Origin of the sequence: Marinibactrum halimedae (genome assembly GCF_021234875.1) — a bacterium.
Taxonomy (GTDB): Bacteria; Pseudomonadota; Gammaproteobacteria; order Pseudomonadales; family Cellvibrionaceae; genus Marinibactrum; species Marinibactrum halimedae.
This window is the reverse complement of sequence record NZ_JAJQVM010000003.1, coordinates 185,335-202,624: the sequence shown is the minus strand read 5'-3', so window position 1 is coordinate 202,624 and position 17,290 is coordinate 185,335. Positions and strand designations below refer to the sequence as shown.

16 protein-coding genes are annotated in these 17,290 nt (G+C 44.2%); 8 read left to right on the top strand and 8 right to left on the bottom strand.

The features are described 5' to 3' along the window. Positions 1-94: 94 nt before the first annotated feature. Positions 95-982, top strand: coding sequence for a fructosamine kinase family protein (locus LU351_RS03190; protein WP_232592552.1), 888 nt, complete (start codon positions 95-97; stop codon positions 980-982). A 78-nt stretch (positions 983-1,060) separates the two neighbouring features. Here the strand turns inward: LU351_RS03190 and pspF are convergent, their stop codons facing one another. Beyond that, on the bottom strand, positions 1,061-2,242 hold the full coding sequence (pspF, locus tag LU351_RS03185; protein WP_232592551.1) for a phage shock protein operon transcriptional activator: 1,182 nt from the start codon (positions 2,240-2,242) through the stop codon (positions 1,061-1,063). 251 nt (positions 2,243-2,493) lie between these two features. On the opposite strand from pspF, the gene pspA reads away from it, so the two are divergent. The 5 genes from pspA to LU351_RS03160 all read left to right on the top strand — a co-directional run bounded on the left by pspA (position 2,494) and on the right by LU351_RS03160 (position 5,053). Next, entirely contained in the window at positions 2,494-3,171 is a 678-nt protein-coding gene (gene pspA / locus LU351_RS03180) for a phage shock protein PspA (protein WP_232592550.1), read from the top strand. A 74-nt stretch (positions 3,172-3,245) separates the two neighbouring features. Continuing rightward, positions 3,246-3,560 (top strand): envelope stress response membrane protein PspB, encoded by a 315-nt coding sequence (gene pspB, locus LU351_RS03175; protein WP_232592549.1) that lies wholly within the window; start codon positions 3,246-3,248, stop codon positions 3,558-3,560. 23 nt (positions 3,561-3,583) lie between these two features. Then, positions 3,584-4,072 carry a PspC domain-containing protein gene (locus LU351_RS03170; RefSeq protein WP_232592548.1) on the top strand — a complete coding sequence of 163 codons (489 nt, stop codon included), beginning with the start codon at positions 3,584-3,586 and terminating at the stop codon, positions 4,070-4,072. A 134-nt stretch (positions 4,073-4,206) separates the two neighbouring features. Then, entirely contained in the window at positions 4,207-4,659 is a 453-nt protein-coding gene (locus tag LU351_RS03165; RefSeq protein WP_284285473.1) for an NINE protein, read from the top strand. A 106-nt stretch (positions 4,660-4,765) separates the two neighbouring features. Continuing rightward, the gene (locus LU351_RS03160; protein ID WP_232592547.1) at positions 4,766-5,053 is read left to right on the top strand and encodes a hypothetical protein; all 288 of its coding nucleotides are present in this window, start codon (positions 4,766-4,768) and stop codon (positions 5,051-5,053) included. 41 nt (positions 5,054-5,094) lie between these two features. On the opposite strand, the gene LU351_RS03155 is transcribed toward LU351_RS03160, so the two are convergent. The 5 genes from LU351_RS03155 to LU351_RS03135 all read right to left on the bottom strand — a co-directional run bounded on the left by LU351_RS03155 (position 5,095) and on the right by LU351_RS03135 (position 12,991). Continuing rightward, positions 5,095-5,502 carry an RrF2 family transcriptional regulator gene (locus LU351_RS03155; RefSeq protein ID WP_232592546.1) on the bottom strand — a complete coding sequence of 136 codons (408 nt, stop codon included), beginning with the start codon at positions 5,500-5,502 and terminating at the stop codon, positions 5,095-5,097. Positions 5,503-5,962: 460 nt separating this feature from the next. Beyond that, positions 5,963-6,769 (bottom strand): flagellin, encoded by an 807-nt coding sequence (locus LU351_RS03150; RefSeq protein ID WP_232592545.1) that lies wholly within the window; start codon positions 6,767-6,769, stop codon positions 5,963-5,965. A gap of 242 nt (positions 6,770-7,011) precedes the next feature. Continuing rightward, on the bottom strand, positions 7,012-9,141 hold the full coding sequence (gene dinG / locus LU351_RS03145; protein ID WP_232592544.1) for an ATP-dependent DNA helicase DinG: 2,130 nt from the start codon (positions 9,139-9,141) through the stop codon (positions 7,012-7,014). 198 nt (positions 9,142-9,339) lie between these two features. Next, positions 9,340-11,211: a hypothetical protein gene (locus tag LU351_RS03140; RefSeq protein ID WP_232592543.1), complete on the bottom strand. Its 1,872-nt coding sequence runs from the start codon at positions 11,209-11,211 to the stop codon at positions 9,340-9,342. Between the two features lie 586 nt (positions 11,212-11,797). Then, entirely contained in the window at positions 11,798-12,991 is a 1,194-nt protein-coding gene (locus LU351_RS03135; protein WP_232592616.1) for a 1-acyl-sn-glycerol-3-phosphate acyltransferase, read from the bottom strand. A gap of 246 nt (positions 12,992-13,237) precedes the next feature. Between LU351_RS03135 and LU351_RS03130 the strand changes: the two genes are divergently transcribed. Continuing rightward, positions 13,238-13,759, top strand: a complete 522-nt coding sequence (locus LU351_RS03130) for a YchJ family protein (protein ID WP_232592542.1) — start codon at positions 13,238-13,240, stop codon at positions 13,757-13,759. 57 nt (positions 13,760-13,816) lie between these two features. Here the strand turns inward: LU351_RS03130 and LU351_RS03125 are convergent, their stop codons facing one another. Further along, positions 13,817-15,010, bottom strand: a complete 1,194-nt coding sequence (locus LU351_RS03125) for an aminotransferase class V-fold PLP-dependent enzyme (protein WP_232592541.1) — start codon at positions 15,008-15,010, stop codon at positions 13,817-13,819. 330 nt (positions 15,011-15,340) lie between these two features. Here LU351_RS03125 and LU351_RS03120 point away from each other — a divergent pair, with 330 nt between their 5' ends. Then, a complete protein-coding gene (locus LU351_RS03120; protein ID WP_232592540.1) occupies positions 15,341-16,420 on the top strand; it encodes a DUF3549 family protein in 1,080 nt (359 codons plus the stop codon). A gap of 270 nt (positions 16,421-16,690) precedes the next feature. On the opposite strand, the gene LU351_RS03115 is transcribed toward LU351_RS03120, so the two are convergent. Further along, the gene (locus LU351_RS03115) at positions 16,691-17,284 is read right to left on the bottom strand and encodes an EF-hand domain-containing protein (protein ID WP_232592539.1); all 594 of its coding nucleotides are present in this window, start codon (positions 17,282-17,284) and stop codon (positions 16,691-16,693) included. Positions 17,285-17,290: the final 6 nt, after the last annotated feature.

Below are 17,290 nucleotides of genomic sequence, written 5' to 3'. Positions count from 1 at the left end.
ATACAAACTAGAAAAATAAGCGCCCCTTTTAAAGTTCCATAAAAGTCAGCGCAACGGCAAGTCAAAAGACAGTAAAGAGATTATGTTCAAGGTAATGGCAGATTGGCTAGAGCAAGAAGGGCTGGGCACGATGAAAAGCGCTATTGCCCTTCAAGGTGGTGATATTTGTAAGACATTTCGTGTCACACTCGATGACGATTCCTTCCTTTGTGTGAAAGAACGACCCAGCGAGCTTACCGAATATGACAACCTACTCAGCAGCGAAGCAACAGGCCTACGGGCTTTAAGAAATGCTCAGGAGCGTATTGAAAACCCATTGAGAATCCCGGAAGTGGTGGCCATTGGCGAAGAATTTCTCGTGTTGGAGTTTATTCAAAGAGGCCAACCAGACAGGCTCTCTTGGCAACGCCTTGGGCGGGCCTTGGCCGAGTTACATAAACTACCCGTTCCAGGATTTGGGTTCAGTTGCAATAACTTTTGTGGTAGCACAGTACAAGTTAATACTCAGCACAAAGATGGCTATACCTTCTACGCTGAATGCCGATTGCACTACCAAAAGAAGCTGGCCATTGATAACGGCTTACTCAGCCCTCAAGAAGGGGAGTCCATCGATTACCTTTGTGATCAGCTACCCTACCTCATTCCAGAACAACCTCCTTGCTTACTCCATGGTGATTTGTGGTCTGGCAACGTACTTTTTGACGAAAAAGGCGCTCCCGTTTTAATCGACCCAGCTTGTTACTACGGATGGGCGGAAGCCGATATCGCCATGACCAAGCTATTTGGTGGTTTTGATGAAGCATTCTATGACGCCTACAATGAAATCAACCCTCTAGAACCAGACTGGGAAGAACGTGTTGCCATTTACAATATTTACCACCTGTTAAATCATTTAAATTTATTTGGTATCAGTTACTACCCACAAGTGATGGCCTCTTTAACGCCCTACACTCAAAAGCGTGCATTACCACGCTATCTGTAAGCTCGGCATTTATAATCCCCTTATATAGCGAACTCGTTAGTAAGTTCGCTATTTTTAAGAGTTTTTTTAAGAGTATTTTTAAGAGAGTGTCTGGAAAAACTTAGCATGTTTTCTGAGCTGCCCCCGTAGCTGGTGGTAGGTTAACCCCAAGAGCTCAGCCGCACGCCCTTGGTGATTTTGACTAAGTTCTAACGCTCGCTTAACCAATAAACGTTCTGATACATCCACCGCTTCATTGAGAGAATTCCCAGATAAATAGCTTTGCAGTTGTTGCGCCGAAATAACACCACCCAATGACGCTTCGATTAAACCACTCAACGTATTGTTTTTTCGTATTTCTGTCAGTGGTATTACTTCACTTGCCTCCGGCTTTCCTCTTAAATCAAACTCCTCTCCATTTTTTTCACAATCATTTTTCTCCACCGAATTCGGTACCGAATCATTTGGTCTATCATCCACCGCATCACGTTGCAGTATCGATTCAAATGGAGATAAAAAAGGATCTAAAATAATCGTCTCAATCGGTTCTAAGGGGGTTTCCGCCCGATAGAGGGAACGCTCAATCACATTTTTCAATTCACGTACATTGCCCGGCCAATCGTAATGACGCAACTGCGTTTGGGCCATGTCGCTGAACCCAGGAAAGTAATCCCAACCCAACTCACGACACATTTTTAGCGCAAAATGTTGTGCTAAATCCACAACATCCTCACTCCGCAAGCGCAAGGGGGGTAAATGAACCACATCAAAACTCAATCGATCCAATAAATCCTCTCGAAAGCGTCCTTTCTTTGCTTGCGCTTTCAAATCCGCATTAGTGGCTGCCACTACCCTCACGTCCACAGAAAGTACTTTCTGCCCGCCTAGGCGTTCAAACTCACCGTACTCAATCAAACGTAATAGCTTTTCTTGTACTCGGCCAGACATCGTCCCCAATTCATCCAAAAACAGCGTCCCACCATTCGCACGCTCGAAACGCCCCTGGTGAACTCGTGTGGCCCCCGTGAAAGCCCCTGGTTCATGGCCAAACAATTCCGACTCAAGCAACTCATCACTCAATGCGGCACAATTGACTTTCACCAACGGCCCTCCCCACCGATTGGAGAGAAAATGCAAACGCTCAGCAGCCAATTCTTTACCGGTACCGCGTTCACCCAATATCAGCACGGGTCGGTCAATTGGCGCGGCTCGGGAAAGATGAGCTAACGCCTGGTTCATTAACAATGAATTCCCCAACATCTCTTCATGCTGTTTTGACATGGCTCTTCAATTCACACTCATTTATATTTAGAAAAGTTAAAAAGACCAAACGTGGTAAATAAAACTAAAAATATAGTTAAATTTACCTAAAAAAAGATCAAATAGCACCTGCGCAATCTAAATATTATAATTTTTTCAATAAAATCAATGACTTAAAAAACTGGCACACTTTATGTATTGATAGGAATAGTGTCGTGAAAATATCTTCACGGCAACAAACGGTGAAACACAGACCAAAAAGGAACGATGCAATGGGTATATTTTCTCGCATGACCGACATCATCAATTCCAACCTCAACTCGCTGCTTGATCGCGCTGAGGACCCGGAAAAGATGATTCGTCTTATTATTCAAGAAATGGAAGACACACTTGTAGAAGTCAGAAGTACCTCAGCTCGCGTATTGGCCGATCGCAAAACAGCCACACGCCGTATAGAGCGCTTACAAGAAGAAATGGCAGGCTGGGAAGAAAAAGCCAAACTCGCTCTCAGCAAAAACCGAGAAGACTTGGCCAAGGCCGCCATTATGGAAAAGAACGCCATTGGTGAAGAGGTGATGGCGGTTGAAAAAGAGCTGTCCGCTCTTGATGAGCACATTGCCCACTTACACGATGAAGTCGATCAGCTGCAACAAAAACTGACCGATGCCAAAGCCAAGCAAAAGGCCATCATCATGCGTAGCCAAACCATTGAGTCACGCATGAAAGTGAAACATCAAGTCAATCGCGATACTTTGAATGAAGCCTTCACAAAATTTGAGCGCTTCGAACGACGCATGGATAACATTGAAGGACAAATAGAAGCCATGGATATGGGACGAGACAATAAAACACAGCTTGCCGATGAAATCGCCGCATTAAAAGAAGATGAAAACATCAATGCCGAACTCAACCGCTTAAAAGCCGAAATGAATGCGGAAAAACAATCATAAAAGGTTGGCAGTCCATCAATGCACTGGCAGCATGGTAGCTGCCATATTCTGCAAAACCTTAAAGGCTAACGACAATGCTCGAATTTCTATTTGTACCAACGATTTTATTTATCGTAATCGTCGCCCCGCTGTGGATAACGATGCATTACCGAAGTTTACGGACATCTTCAAGGCACTTAAATAAAGAGGAATTAGAACAGTTGGAAGATATTCTCGCAAGTTTTGATCAAATGGTTGACCGCATTGAAACACTGGAGTCGATTTTAGATCACGACCACCCTGAATGGAGAGAAAAACACAATACCCCCCATACTCAGCGGCCAGAAAAAAATACTCATGGCTATCGTCGCACTAGCCATGCACAACATCAGTCATCACGACATGTGTGAAACCAATACTACGGAGAAAATATATGAGACGGAGAACCAAAAAGGCCTATTATCGCCACTCAATGAGTCATCGCTCCATGCACCATTACAAAACCTTTGCGGAGAAGAAACGTAATGGTTGGGACATGAATCTCTACCGAAATACAGAAAACTCTAAAATTGCCGGAGTGTGCGCAGGCATTGCAGAAAATCTGGATATTGCTCATTGGGTTGTTCGAATTGCCACTATTGCCGGGGTGTTATTTATTGGCCCACTGATCTTTTTTGCCTACATCGGAGCATGGTTCGCAATCGCCCCACGTTATAAAGGCGATAAGGAATGCTCAATGGAATACGATGAAGAGTACCGAAGTTATCGACCAAGAAGAATGTTTCGTTACAGCGAGAGCACGGGAAATCGTTTGAAAACATTGCAAGAGCGTATGCAAAACGCTCAAGACCGCTTGGCGGACATCGAAACCTATGTGACATCGCGCCAATATCAACTAAACAAAGAATTTTCGAAATTGTAAAAAACTTAGCGTAACTTGGGAATCAACAATTTCTATAAACAGGAATAATACTTAAATTTTTTTATTAAAATTTTTTAACTTAGGGAGTTAACCACATGCATAAGGATACCTACGGCAATTATCAGGATCCATCTATCGAAAGTCGTTACGCAACACCAACATACCAAAGGCGAGAGCAGAGGTCTCATAATACACACTCTGTCGTTGTAGGGTACGTCGCCTGGCTGTTCGGATTTATGGGCTGTCACCGCTTTTACTTTGGCAAACCCGTCACTGGGACTCTTTGGTTCTTCACCTTGGGTTTACTAGGTATTGGCTGGATTATCGATTTATTTTTAATACCCAGCATGGATCGACAAGCGGACCGCCGCTACGAACCGGGAAACATTAATTATTCGTTGACATGGATCCTGCTTGTATTTCTAGGTGTCTTTGGGATCCATCGTATGTACATGGGCAAATGGTTAACAGGCATTCTTTACCTATTCACCTTTGGTCTGTTCGGAATTGGGTATTTGTACGACCTATGGACGCTGAACGATCAAATTGATGATTTGAATTATGAAGATAATCATTACCGCCGATAAATCAGGTTTTGTGTACCAAATAATAAGACAATTGGCTAAACCACAATAATACACATCAACAAAAAAGGGGGAAGCCCCCCTTTACCTAATTAGGGAGGTTTTGGATATGTCAAAATCACAACGTATCACCACAACCATGATTGGCCTAATGCTGACGGCAATTATTACAAGCACTTTAACTGCGGTAATGAGCGGAATGTATTCCCGAGACAGTGGACATTTTACACAGAGCCGTCTTCACACAAGTACTAATCATAGCTCAGTGAATCAGCCACCTAAACCAACACGAGAGGCAGTAAAAAAAGATAAGCCTGTTCGTCAATTATCACCCCCAAGAGACAGTTACCCCAATATAACCTTATCGCTACAAGGGTTCAGCATTCGAGCATTTTAATTGTTTATTTAAAATCACCGCAAAACGACAAGGTAGTCAGATTACACCGACGCCAATAAATCTTTGAGTGTTTGTTTTTTCAATGATTTTTCCAGTGACGTCTGAGCTGTTTCAAAAACAGGCAATACAATGGAATCTAGCTGTCGGCTCACAGGGCATGCAGGATGATGACTGTGATCATGCAACGCATAAATAGGCCCGCTGTCTACTGCCTGCATCACATCAAGCAGGTTAATTTTATTCGGCTTACGTGCCAATTCAAAACCACCGTCTTTCCCCGCCGTGGAAGTCACAAGCCCAGCTAATGTCAGTTGAGACATTAATTTACGTACTAACGAAGGGTTTGTTTTTAGACTTCGTGCCAATACACTTGACGATAAACGCATGTCATTAAAGCCTAACAATGTAAGCAAATGCAGCGCCATAGCAAAATTCTGATTAGCTGCCAACGATCACGTACCTCTTAACACCACTCAATATTCAAACGACTCATATTCAAACGACCCTCAGTAAAACAGCCGACATACGAATCATTCACATTGAAAATTACCAAAAGAAAAACTGGCTTATTTCAATTATCGCACAGTATAGCGCAAGCAATACGACACTGATAATAAACATATAAAAGAAGATAGATTTTCTACTAATAAACGCCACAAAAATGTAAACGGATCATTGGCTTACAGTCACAAATCAAAAAAATCAAAAAAAAGAAAAGACAACGATTAATAAAAAATCAAAATATATGTCTTTATGATACCTATTTCTTTTTGAAGGGATGTACAAAAAAGAAAAGCGACCTTAAACGGCCGCTCAATGATATTGAACACTTTTTTTGGGAATGGATAGGCGAGGTATCAGGAAAAGGGATGATTCCAACTAACGTTTAAGTCACTTCAATCGGCAGGCTTATCCGCCTAAAAGCTGCAAAGCAATTTCACTCTGCACATTACCTTGCGCCTGTACACCTACACTGGCCTGCAACAAAATATTATCTCGTGCCTGGTTTGCGGTTTCGCGGGCAAAATCAGCATCTTCAATACGAGAGCGCGCTACCGCATTATTTTCACTCTGTACGCCCAACTGCTCTACCGCAGATTCTGCTCGATTTGCAGTTGCACCAAGCTCTGCACGTAACGCATCAATATTTTCTCGTGCTTGCCCCACCGTTTCTAATGCTTGCTCTCTACTCTCAGGGGAATTCAAATCAACATCATTAATTCCAAGCTGTTCTAACGAGCTGGAAACATCTTGGGCACTCACGTTCAAACTGCCGTTTTCCCCTAAACCAAAATTGAGATCATCACCATTAAAGATTGAGCGCCCATTAAATTCAGTTGTCTCAGCCACTCGTGTGATTTCATCCGTCACCTGGTTGAGCTCCTGTCCCAAGGCATCACGATCCGCTGCGCTTAAAATACCATTACCAGATTGCAGAGCCAGATTTTCCACCTGATCCAAGCCATCACTGATGGAAGCTAACGCCGCGTCGGCGGTTTGAGTAAGGGAGATGGCATCATTGGCATTTCGAATGGCTTGAGTGTCACCATTAATGGAGGAGGTGAGTCGATTAGCAATTTGTAAGCCCGCTGCATCATCGCTGGCACTGTTGATTCGTAACCCGGTGCTGATCCGCTCAAGCGTGGTATCAAGATTTTGCTGAGCTTGTTGCAATGGCGATAAGTTACTGGTGGCACTGTCCAAACCAATGGCCATAAGGATGCTCCCAATTTATTTAGCGGCTCTGTTTATTCACTGTTACTTATTCACAGTGCCATACAATTATTTTAAGAAACTGATATTTAGCGAGTTTACTGAAATAGCTTTATGAAAATACTAACTTCTGATTGTACGCAATTTATCCATACGTCCCAATGACTGAATTGTTATTAGAATTGCCATGAATAAGGCTCTTGGTTGTTTAACCAATAAAAACGAGCGCTATTTTGGCTAAAACATTATTTCCCTAATAACTGCTTAAACGGAGGCAAAGAATTTAATATGACTTTTCCATAACGACGTGTCAGTAAGCGCTTATCCATAATAGTAATTTTTCCCTCATCCGATTCTTTTCGCAATAATCGTCCACAAGCCTGAACCATCTTAATCGCCGCATCCGGAACTGTGATTTCCATAAACGAATTTCCGCCTCGTGACTCAATCCACTCGGCTAACGCGGCATCAACGGGGTCATCTGGAACTGCAAACGGCACTTTTGCAATAATAACATGCACACAGTATTTTCCAGGAAGGTCTAGCCCTTCTGCAAAGCTGGCCAAACCAAACAGAACATTGGATTTACCATCCTCAATACGCTCTTTATGCAAACGAATGGTTTCTTGTTTCGAACGATCACCTTGTAACAGAATCTTCAATTGCCATGAGCGGGGCAAGCCCTCATACACCTCCATCATTTGACGTCGAGATGAAAACAACACCAGTGTTCCCCCTTCGTTGCTCAATAACTTCGGCACCTCATTAATCAGTCCGCGCGTATGCTCTAAGGCAGAGCCTGCATCCGGTGCGTCTTTGGGAATTTCCAACGTGGCACGAGAAAAATCAAAGGGGCTGGGAACAACTTGAAAGAGTGTTTCATCCGGCACACCCGAACGCATTTTATAGCGATCAAACCGGCCTAATGCCGCAAGCGTTGCAGAGGTCACCACTGCACCGCAGCACTCATTCCACAAATGGTGGCGCAAGGTGTGCGCCGCAAGAATGGGGCTAGAGCAGACTTCGATATCCACATAAGCACCTGTATCAAACAAGGTCAGCCAGCGCGCTTTAGGAATATGGGAAGCGTCGTCTGCGTTAGCGTAGCTAGACCATAAATCAATACTGGCCTCCGCCCGGGCTTGCCAGTTCCCTAATACCGGGTACCAGTTTTCCATATCGACTTTGGGTACATCACAATGACAATCTTCCATGGCGTCTTCCAACTCACCGACCATTTTACGGAACAGGTCATTCAGCTTTTGAAAGCCTTGCGCCAGTTCTCCGGCCAAAACACGGAGGTTATCGGGCACGACGCCATTCTCGAATCGATATTTTGGGCTGTGTTCTTCGCTTTCCGCCAAATCTCCCGCCAAGCCCTGTAGCTGAGGCCACAATAACTCCATATTTCGTTTAGTGGCGCCTAATTCACCCGGCAATTGTTCGGCAAAACGATCAATTCTACCGGCGCCGCTAATCTGCCCCAGCATTTGGCCAATGGATTTTATACATTGATCTAACCAACGAGTTGTCGAAATTACACGACCATGACAGGCAAAATGGTTGATGGCCTTGTCGGGAAGATGGTGACCTTCGTCGAAAACATAAATCGCATCGGAAGGGGCCGGTAAGATAGCGCCTCCCCCCAAAGCCAAATCAGCCAGTACCAAATCATGATTGGTCACGATGACATCCACACTGCCAAGGGTATCTCGAGCTTTCAAAAAACTGCAATTCGTGACATTACTGCAACGACGCCCGGTACATTGCCGATGATCTGTCGTCACCCGCGACCAATCTCGATCGTAGAGTTCATCCTTCCAATTGTCTTTATCGCCATCCCATTCATTGGCGGCCAATGCCTCAACCATTGAGTTGTATAACTTCAACGCTTGTTCATCCACATTCGGCATTTCATCTTCATACAATGCACGAGTGGGATCGGCCACCAAGTCTTGCTCCTGCATTAGACGATCCAATTTGCTCAAACACAGATAACGTCCTCGTCCTTTTGCGAGGTTATAGGTAAAAGAGAGGCCCGAGTGCTGCTTAATCTCAGGCAAATCTTTCACTACGATCTGTTCTTGCAACGCTACCGTCGCCGTTGAAATTACCAGCTTTTTACCAAGGGCCTTCGCAATGGGTATCGCGGCCAATAAATACGCAACGGTTTTTCCGGTGCCGGTGCCCGCTTCCACAACGCAAACATGGCCGCCGGACTCACGGGCATTATCATCATCCAACTCGATTCCCCCAAGGGTTCGAGCCACTTCTGCAATCATCAGTTTTTGTCCATAACGAGGCTTAAGCTCGCGGCTCTCTAAAAACTGGCTGTAGGCTTTTTGAATCGATTGTTTTATGTCGTTGGTTAGCATGGGCGGGCAGGTACTAGAAGCATAATCAGCCGCGCAGTCTACCGCTTTTTTGGAGGGGTGTTAAGGTATTCGAGACAGGAGCGGAGAGGCTCCTTCCTCTCCTTCCATCGGGCTTAGAAAATAAAACTTAAGAGACAGAATCCATAAAAGATAGAATTTATAAAAAATAGAACTTAACATTGAACCACAAAGTCACTCTCAACTGTGGCTCAACGCCACCGTAAAACAATGATCACCACCACCTGAACTCTCGCCATCGATATTGCCATAGTCATACAATTCCATCACATGGGTGCCTTCATTCAGAAAGTGAGTAGACACTTCTTGATGATGGGAGGCATGATTCGCTCTCATCATTAACTCACCCTGCCTCCATAAGCGGTACTCTGGGTTTGAGCCAGAATCCCCCACTACCGAAATGCGATAATTGCCACTGCCTAAAGTGTCTAACCGAAAAAAGCGGCGATTACCCAATTTATTAAACTCACCTTGGCGTTTGTTGGTACACACCTGTTGAGGAGTGCCCAATTCAAGCAAAGTGTAAATTTCCACCGCATCTTCGGCATTACCGCTGTTGCTTTCCTGTGCTCCCCATTCATCAACAACCGTAATGCCAAAGCCTTCATAAAATTGATCCAAATAAATTTCATCATCAGGCTGAGTGGCCGTAAACCGGTGTAAAAAGCTATGAATACCGGCAAATGACGCTTGGTGACGGTAGTCATCGCTGGACAACACCGCAATAATGGATTCAATACCAAAGTTAAAAATGTCTGCACCTTCGTTATTCGCATCCATTAAATCATAAAGCAAACGTTGAACGGTCGATTCGTTAAACCAACCCTCCACCCCATAAATATCAGATTCAATATCAAAACTGGAAGCTCGAGCCTGTTGCGGCCCTACTGAGTCGACATACAGAGGGTCGTTCAATAAATTGCCTGCCAAGGCTGTTGCTAACCCTTCACTAAAAGCAACACGAAGGTCTAAATGGTGGGATAAACTGTGTGATCCACCAATAGAATCCATACGCCCGATATTTTTTTCAAGAAAGTGCCCAAACTCATGCACCACAACATGACGATCATATTCATCGGTGTCTTGATTTTCTGCGCCGAGGATATAAATGGCATTTTCGCCGGTAGAATAATGACTGGAACCAATTTCACCGTCGCTGACAGCCCCTCTGGCAGGTCGGTTTTCTGGGCTCCAACGTAACATCACCGGTGGTGAGCTGATACCTAACGATAAAACACTGCTCTCCATTGCCGTATAAACGGTATCCAATATCGCAAAAGGCGCCGCAGAGCGTGTCGATTGATAGCCCCCCTCTGCCCACCCAGAGGGCGCATGAAGATTTTTCGTCACGACTGTACTGGGATTGTTTGTACTGGGATTGTTTGTACTGGGGTTATTTGTACTGGAGTTATTTGTACCGGAACTATTGAAAGAAAAAGAAGACGACTGCAGTACAAATAATCCATTATTTGCTGTGTTATCTTGAACTTTAATCTCGGCACCTTGGTGAAGAATTTCAGCTCGAATTTGTATACGCAAGTCGGATTCAGCGGCAACCTCTAAGGTAAAATCACCTTGTTCATCCGTCATGCCTGTAGCAATAACGGTATTGGTTTCATCAACAATGTGTACCGTTGCATAGCGAATGGGGCGTGCTTCTATCGCACTGTAATCCAACCCAAAAAAGCGTCTTGTCGGTACATAATCATAAGTAGCTTTACCGGTTATCGTTCCCTCAGTGGACGTAAAAATGGCTTGAGAGACATTGGTATTTTCACTGGAAGACGAGGGAGCAGTACTTCTATCATTAGTACTGCCATTAGCACTGCCATTAGCACTGCCATTAGTACTGCCAGTTGAGGCGCCACTGCCCCCACCTCCGCCGCCACCACAAGCAACTAGGCCAAACATGATGAGAGCAATTTTAATAAGAGTAAAAAAATACTGTAAAGAGAAAAAAGAAGAATGAATAGAGAGATGCGACACTGATGGATTTGTGTTTTCTTCACACTGGTCGACTTGATTAAATAAGCGAGTAATAGTTTTCATCACAGAGCATACTGCCTCAAATAAGCACTTTTTATTCACACGCCGGGATGAAGTACATCTATATTTTCTGTTGTGCAATCGGTGACCACGATGCCACAAGAACCGTGCCGCAAAACCCTAGGCAGTGGTCAATTTCATCCGCTCATCATGTGAATCCACAGTACACCCTGTTTTTAAAACGGTAATTTTATATACCTTAATTATTGGTCTGTATTTTGCCGTAAGCATTAAACAAATGGCACTATTGATTTTTCATAAAATTTGGAAGATCCCCAACTGGGGGTTTTTGTTAATGCCAATAACACACCACATTCAAAAGCAATACGTTTAAATGAGTATTAAAAGTGGTTCCATTAGAAGGATTTATACGCCATGCCAAACGATTAGCAATATAGAAGTGATGCACTTGAGAGTTGAATTTAGGGAATAAAAACAGAGAAGCAAAGAAAGGGGAAAACAAAAGATTTCGCCGTTTATTATCGCCACCTACAGCAAGCGGCTTCTCAAATACTTCCCCAAAATACCGACATTGAGAAAAATAAAAGATTATTGAGAAGCATAAACAGCGAAGTAAACACTCTATTCTACGCTAAGATTGCTCCATCTCGGGGTGCAATTTAGCATCTACAGGATTAGCGTACCCAGCTAAATAGACATCATGGTATCTGGCATCTAAGTTCGATAAACGCTGGTTAAACGTATCCATTTCCACTGCATATCGACCCTGGTCAAACGGCAAATTATCTTCACCCACGGGGACATCAGGCACGCTGCCATGGCGTTTTTGGTATGCGATCATATTACTGGGGTGCAAAACATAATTAGCGTGAATTTGACGATTAATTTCTTCTGCCACTGCATCGGTATTTTCAAATTCAGTTCCCAATACTTCCCCAAAGGCCACATGAATTTTCCCTTTTTGTCCGGTAATACCCGTCGCAATACTGGCGATATCTTCATGTTCGCTTTTGTCGTATTTGCCTTCTTCACACAAGGTATATAATTCACGAGCTTTGGCCGCATCACAAGGATCCCATTCGTAAGAAATCGATACCGGCACAATATTTAAGTCCGCAATATACTGCCCAAAATCGTCTTTTTTGGGTTTGCTTAAACTGAACATACTAATGATGGCAGAATTCGTAATATCTTTACCGTCTTTTGCACGCCCTTCTCGTTGAGCAATCCAAATATTGGCTCGCTCTTCCACAATAGAGTGGTGAATATACGAAGATAAATGCTTGGCCGCTTTTAGTTTTTCTCTGGGCGCCGTCGCTGAGCGATTCACAATAAAACTTTTATTAAGACGCATAATGTCAGAGACATAGGGCTTTGTGAGAAGATTATCTCCAATGGCGATTCTCAAAGTCGTAAAGCCTTTTTGATACAGTGCCCAATTCACCATAGCCGGGTCCATTGCAATATCGCGATGATTACTGACAAATAAATACGCTTTAGAGGGATCAAGCTTATCCAGGCCAGACGTACTCAAACCTTCAGAAGTGGTATCAATGGTTCTGCTCATATAACGCTCAACAATGGCCTGAAAAGCTTGCACACTGGATACTGAAGCAAACTCTTTTTTCAAATACCACTTTACTAAAGGGCAAATAAGCCAAGGGGCGGCTTTGGTTAATGCGGGAAACTTGAAACTGGCAACAGCGTGAGATAATTCTGGGTCGTTCAATATACGACAAACCGTAGCGGCTACTTCGTCATCATTGTAAGGACGGATATCGTCAAATTTGCTCATAGGCGGTGGATAAATATCGTTTAATGTCATCAAAATACAGGTGAAAACCTGCTGCTAAAAGATCGGCAAACATACCGAACTTGACATGAAAATGCCATGTTTCTCAAAATCATCACTATGAATAATGACGTTTGAAGGAATAGGCATTAGCAACACAGGTGAATCTGGTACCATTAAACATAGACTTCAATAAAGATAGACTTCAATTTATTGGCCGCTATCGAATTCACACCATAAACATAACCAATCATCCAATACACCGAACTAGAATACATCATGACTGACTCTATGCCTTATCAAGCCTCACATTCACACTCGCGCCCACACTGTTTTTGCGGTAACACTCGGCCCTATGAAAAATGCTGCAAACCTATTCATGATGGAGAGAAAAAAGCCTCAACAGCGGAAGCGTTAATGCGTGCCCGTTATAGCGCTTACGAATCTGGGAATGTGCAATTTATTCTGGACACGTGGCACCCCGACCATCGCTTTGAAGAAGATATTGACGATATTCGAGAGTTTGCCAACAGCAATGAATGGCTGGAATTGCGCGTACTGAAAACACAAGGAATGCCACGACATGCCACCGGGATGCAGGCCTCTGTCGAGTTTGTCGCTTTTTTTCGTCAAAAGGGCCAACAAGGATTTAATCAACACCATGAAAAATCCACATTCCGTTTTTTAGAAGGCCATTGGTATTTCGTGGAAGGCAAACCAATGCCACCCATCAAGCTCAATCGTAATGACTCGTGCCCTTGCGGCAGTGGGAAAAAGTACAAAATATGCTGTGGATGTTAAACAAGTCAGTATCTAAGACAAGGAGGTAAAAGTAATGTGCTTAAAATAACACTACCACTACACCACCAACCGATCAGTGGCCTCCTTCATGGCCACAATGGCATCTCGCAATTGCTCTTCACACAAATAAGGCGCAGGCCCCAAACGTAGGTAATCACCACGATAGTCGTTCACAACGCCAATATCGCGTATCAACTCATACAGTTTTTGAGCATAAGGGGTTTTGAACGCAATAAACCCACCCATGTATTCAACCTCATGAGGTAAACGGATAACAGCTGGGTCAAAATCTTCTGCATGGAACGCACGCGCCAATACACCCAATTGATAACGATTAACATCGTGCAGCAACTCGGGGCTTAGCCCTTGCTTTAGAAAGTAATCAAAAACGTGAACCGCTCGAAAGTGAGGCAACGCATCATAGGTCGAGCCGTTGAAACGGGTCGCATCATCGGCATAGGCAAGGGGCAAGGCTGCAGGGTTGTCCAATACAGGGTCAAATTGACCAAACCAACCCGTCACAATCGGTTCGAAATTTCGATCTGGCGGGACGTGCATAAAACAAACACCATTACCCATTTGGCAATATTTAGAACCGCCTCCCACGACAAAAGCCTGCTGCAAATTGTAATCAGACACAGAAAAAGACAACACATTCACGCTTTGGTAAGCGTCAACAAACAACTCTGCCCCGTGTTGTTGGCATATGGGCATGAGGGTATCCAACTCAAGGGTTTGCAATCCACTTTGGAAATTGACCGATGACACACACACTGCAGCGGTTTTCCCGTTTATTACCGCTGCCAACTTTTCAACGCTTTCACTGGCTGGGTCCCCTTCCACCAATACCAGCTCAATCCCTTCCTGCTCAAGCCGACGTAACTGCCGTAGTAATGAAGGGTGTTCTGTATTTGTGGTGACGATTCGAGAACGCTCTTGCAGTGGTAAACACGAGAGAAATCGAACAAACAAATCGTGAACACTTGAACCCAACGCAATGTTCCACGCCTGTGCATCAATCATCCCTGCAAACCCTTCGCGAACTTGATCGGCTTTTGAAAAGACGATATCAAATCGCTCATCACCTTGTTTGTTCAAACAGTCCCAATGCTCTGCGTATGCGCTCTCAGCAACATCAGGAAGAGCCTGATGCACATGGCCTGTAAACATCAACTTTAACTGGACTTGTGCATGTCCATAGTGTTGGGCGATGGGGTTGGGGCTTTGCTGAAAATCCTCAAGAGAATACATACCGTGCTCTCAGTGATTGAATGAGGTGAGAAAAGTAACTTAATCTATGTAAAATCAGATTGTCTTCTTGAAGACTGCTTCAACGAAGATTATTTTAGGAACACATTTTAATGGCATTAGATTTATTAAGTGCCTACCGGAAGTATAGACCAGCCCCCAATATTCCAATCCATCACGGGACAAATCCATAACAGGACAAATCCACAACAAGACAAATCCATGATAACGCCAGATGGCTGCGACTTTACCCAGTGTAATCGTTACAATGCTCTGCGTTGTGCATAATAGCGACGTTCAATACATAATATTCAAGCAAGTAGGTAATGTTTCATGGAAAAAATTGAGGGAATTAGCGGATTTTTTAAACACCTCGGCGTAGAGGCTCGCTATTTCGATTTAGGCCGGCGCATCCGTCAAATTGATAACCCCGTTTTTGAAAAGAGCGACCTTCATAATGCGCCTTACCCTTACCCCTATCTGCGTAGTGCGTGGTTAGGCGTTGTATTCTGGTCCAGTGAAACTCACAGCAGCCCCATGGTCTGGACACTCAAATTTCCTTTGGATGAGACTAACCGGTTACACCCTGAAGATCGCGATCGATTTTTACAACAATTATTGATCACCATTGGCACCAATTTGCGCGCAGCCAAGACGGGAGAACGCCTTCAAGCCGTTTTGGATAATAACCCTTATTCTTTTGATTTACCCGATGATCGTCGGGCATCCTATCACGCCAAAGTAAGCGCACTACTTGGCCGCCCGCCCAGTCGCTTTTACGACGATACATTGAAGTACTTTCAAAGCCCTGATACCGAAAGTTGGAAAGCGTTAGGTATCCAGGGATTGGCAGATGTCGCCGCACGCTGGAAAGACAACCATAGCCTATTGTGCCAAGCCATGTCCGTACTACCAGACCCGGCCTTTATCGGTATCACCCAACTACTCGAACATGAAATGCTGGATATTAAGTTGGTGACCGCCATCACCGAACGACTAAAAAGCACATTATCATTGGTACAGAATCCCGAAAACGCCGTTATTAACGGCGCGCTTATTGCGGCAGGCATTCGAGGAATATCCCTGTCTGATGCCTCCTACCTGCGTCAACAAACGTTACTTAAAGTGATGGCTGTATTACCCAAGCCCGATGTAGAAGTGATTGCCGCGTTGGCTTCTCGCTGTTACGAGGATCTAGCCAATGAAGAGGTTGGCCTGCAATTTCTTGAACTGCTAGCCAAACTTGGTCATGACAATTTTATACAAGTCATTTCTGACCTGATGTCACTACCGGAAGTCCGGCCACACATTATGCAAGCCTTTCGCCACACCGCTCGCTCTGAAACACTCAATGCAGCCATCGGCGCTCTGTTTAATCGTGTCCAGCAAGCAGAGGCCAGTCTTAAAAACTGATGCGCCTACACTAATCGGTCATCGTCAATCGGCCATCGTCGAAAAAACGCTCCATGCCCGATAAAAACGTCACCCATGAAAGGCTTCACCCATAAAAAAAGCGTTGCAATTATTGCAACGCTTTTCTCTTGCCCATGAATCCATGAACACAGTTACCTCAAGCAACACAATGTAGATTTATTATAGTTTGCGTAATCGACGTACGTTGCGAACGATTACTAGGTTTTGCCTCACCCCAAAACCCTTTTATTATTCAATGCAAACGACCAATCAATCCAGATCCGTTCTAAAACACAGCCACAACAAGCAATACTTTTCGTCTTCCCCTTTCTTCTCACCCAAAGATTCCAAATCGCGCATTTCTGACGCACTTAAGCTGCCGTCACCATCGGAATCAATGCTTGCAAACATTCCCAGATAAGAGCTGTACTCTTCATCCGTTATAAAACCATCGTGGTTAAAATCCAGCTTCAAAAAGCGCGCCTTTAATAGGGCCTGGCGACGATCTGCGTCCGATTTCGAGTACTCAGTAAAACTCACACCTCCATCTTGATCATCATCCATAAAACGAAAGACGCGCAATTTTTTTGATGTGATTTCTTCAGCGGTAATCTGCTCATCACCATTAAGGTCATACTTAGCAAGAATCCAACTCGGCTCTTCCGCCTGCGAGAAAGGGGAAATACTGAAGGTCATTACGGCACTGGCTATGACTACACTGGCCATTGCGCCAAAAGTCCGGCCAAAGTTGAAGGTCTGAAAAACTGTGTTCTGTAACTCAGCGCCCTGTGGTAGAGAAAGGTGTTGATATGGTCGAGAAAGCCGAGAGGTGACTGCTGTTAAAACGCCCTGAATTGTCATCATTATTTA

What these genes read in the sequence shown, in the direction of transcription:
- LU351_RS03190 (WP_232592552.1), top strand. Translation starts at nt 95, where the DNA reads ATGGCAGATTGGCTAGAGCAAGAAGGGCTGGGCACGATGAAAAGCGCT.
- pspF (WP_232592551.1), bottom strand. Translation starts at nt 2,242, where the DNA reads ATGTCAAAACAGCATGAAGAGATGTTGGGGAATTCATTGTTAATGAAC.
- pspA (WP_232592550.1), top strand. Translation starts at nt 2,494, where the DNA reads ATGGGTATATTTTCTCGCATGACCGACATCATCAATTCCAACCTCAAC.
- pspB (WP_232592549.1), top strand. Translation starts at nt 3,246, where the DNA reads ATGCTCGAATTTCTATTTGTACCAACGATTTTATTTATCGTAATCGTC.
- LU351_RS03170 (WP_232592548.1), top strand. Translation starts at nt 3,584, where the DNA reads ATGAGACGGAGAACCAAAAAGGCCTATTATCGCCACTCAATGAGTCAT.
- LU351_RS03160 (WP_232592547.1), top strand. Translation starts at nt 4,766, where the DNA reads ATGTCAAAATCACAACGTATCACCACAACCATGATTGGCCTAATGCTG.
- LU351_RS03150 (WP_232592545.1), bottom strand. Translation starts at nt 6,769, where the DNA reads ATGGCCATTGGTTTGGACAGTGCCACCAGTAACTTATCGCCATTGCAA.
- dinG (WP_232592544.1), bottom strand. Translation starts at nt 9,141, where the DNA reads ATGCTAACCAACGACATAAAACAATCGATTCAAAAAGCCTACAGCCAG.
- LU351_RS03135 (WP_232592616.1), bottom strand. Translation starts at nt 12,991, where the DNA reads ATGACATTAAACGATATTTATCCACCGCCTATGAGCAAATTTGACGAT.
- LU351_RS03130 (WP_232592542.1), top strand. Translation starts at nt 13,238, where the DNA reads ATGACTGACTCTATGCCTTATCAAGCCTCACATTCACACTCGCGCCCA.
- LU351_RS03125 (WP_232592541.1), bottom strand. Translation starts at nt 15,010, where the DNA reads ATGTATTCTCTTGAGGATTTTCAGCAAAGCCCCAACCCCATCGCCCAA.
- LU351_RS03120 (WP_232592540.1), top strand. Translation starts at nt 15,341, where the DNA reads ATGGAAAAAATTGAGGGAATTAGCGGATTTTTTAAACACCTCGGCGTA.
- LU351_RS03115 (WP_232592539.1), bottom strand. Translation starts at nt 17,284, where the DNA reads ATGATGACAATTCAGGGCGTTTTAACAGCAGTCACCTCTCGGCTTTCT.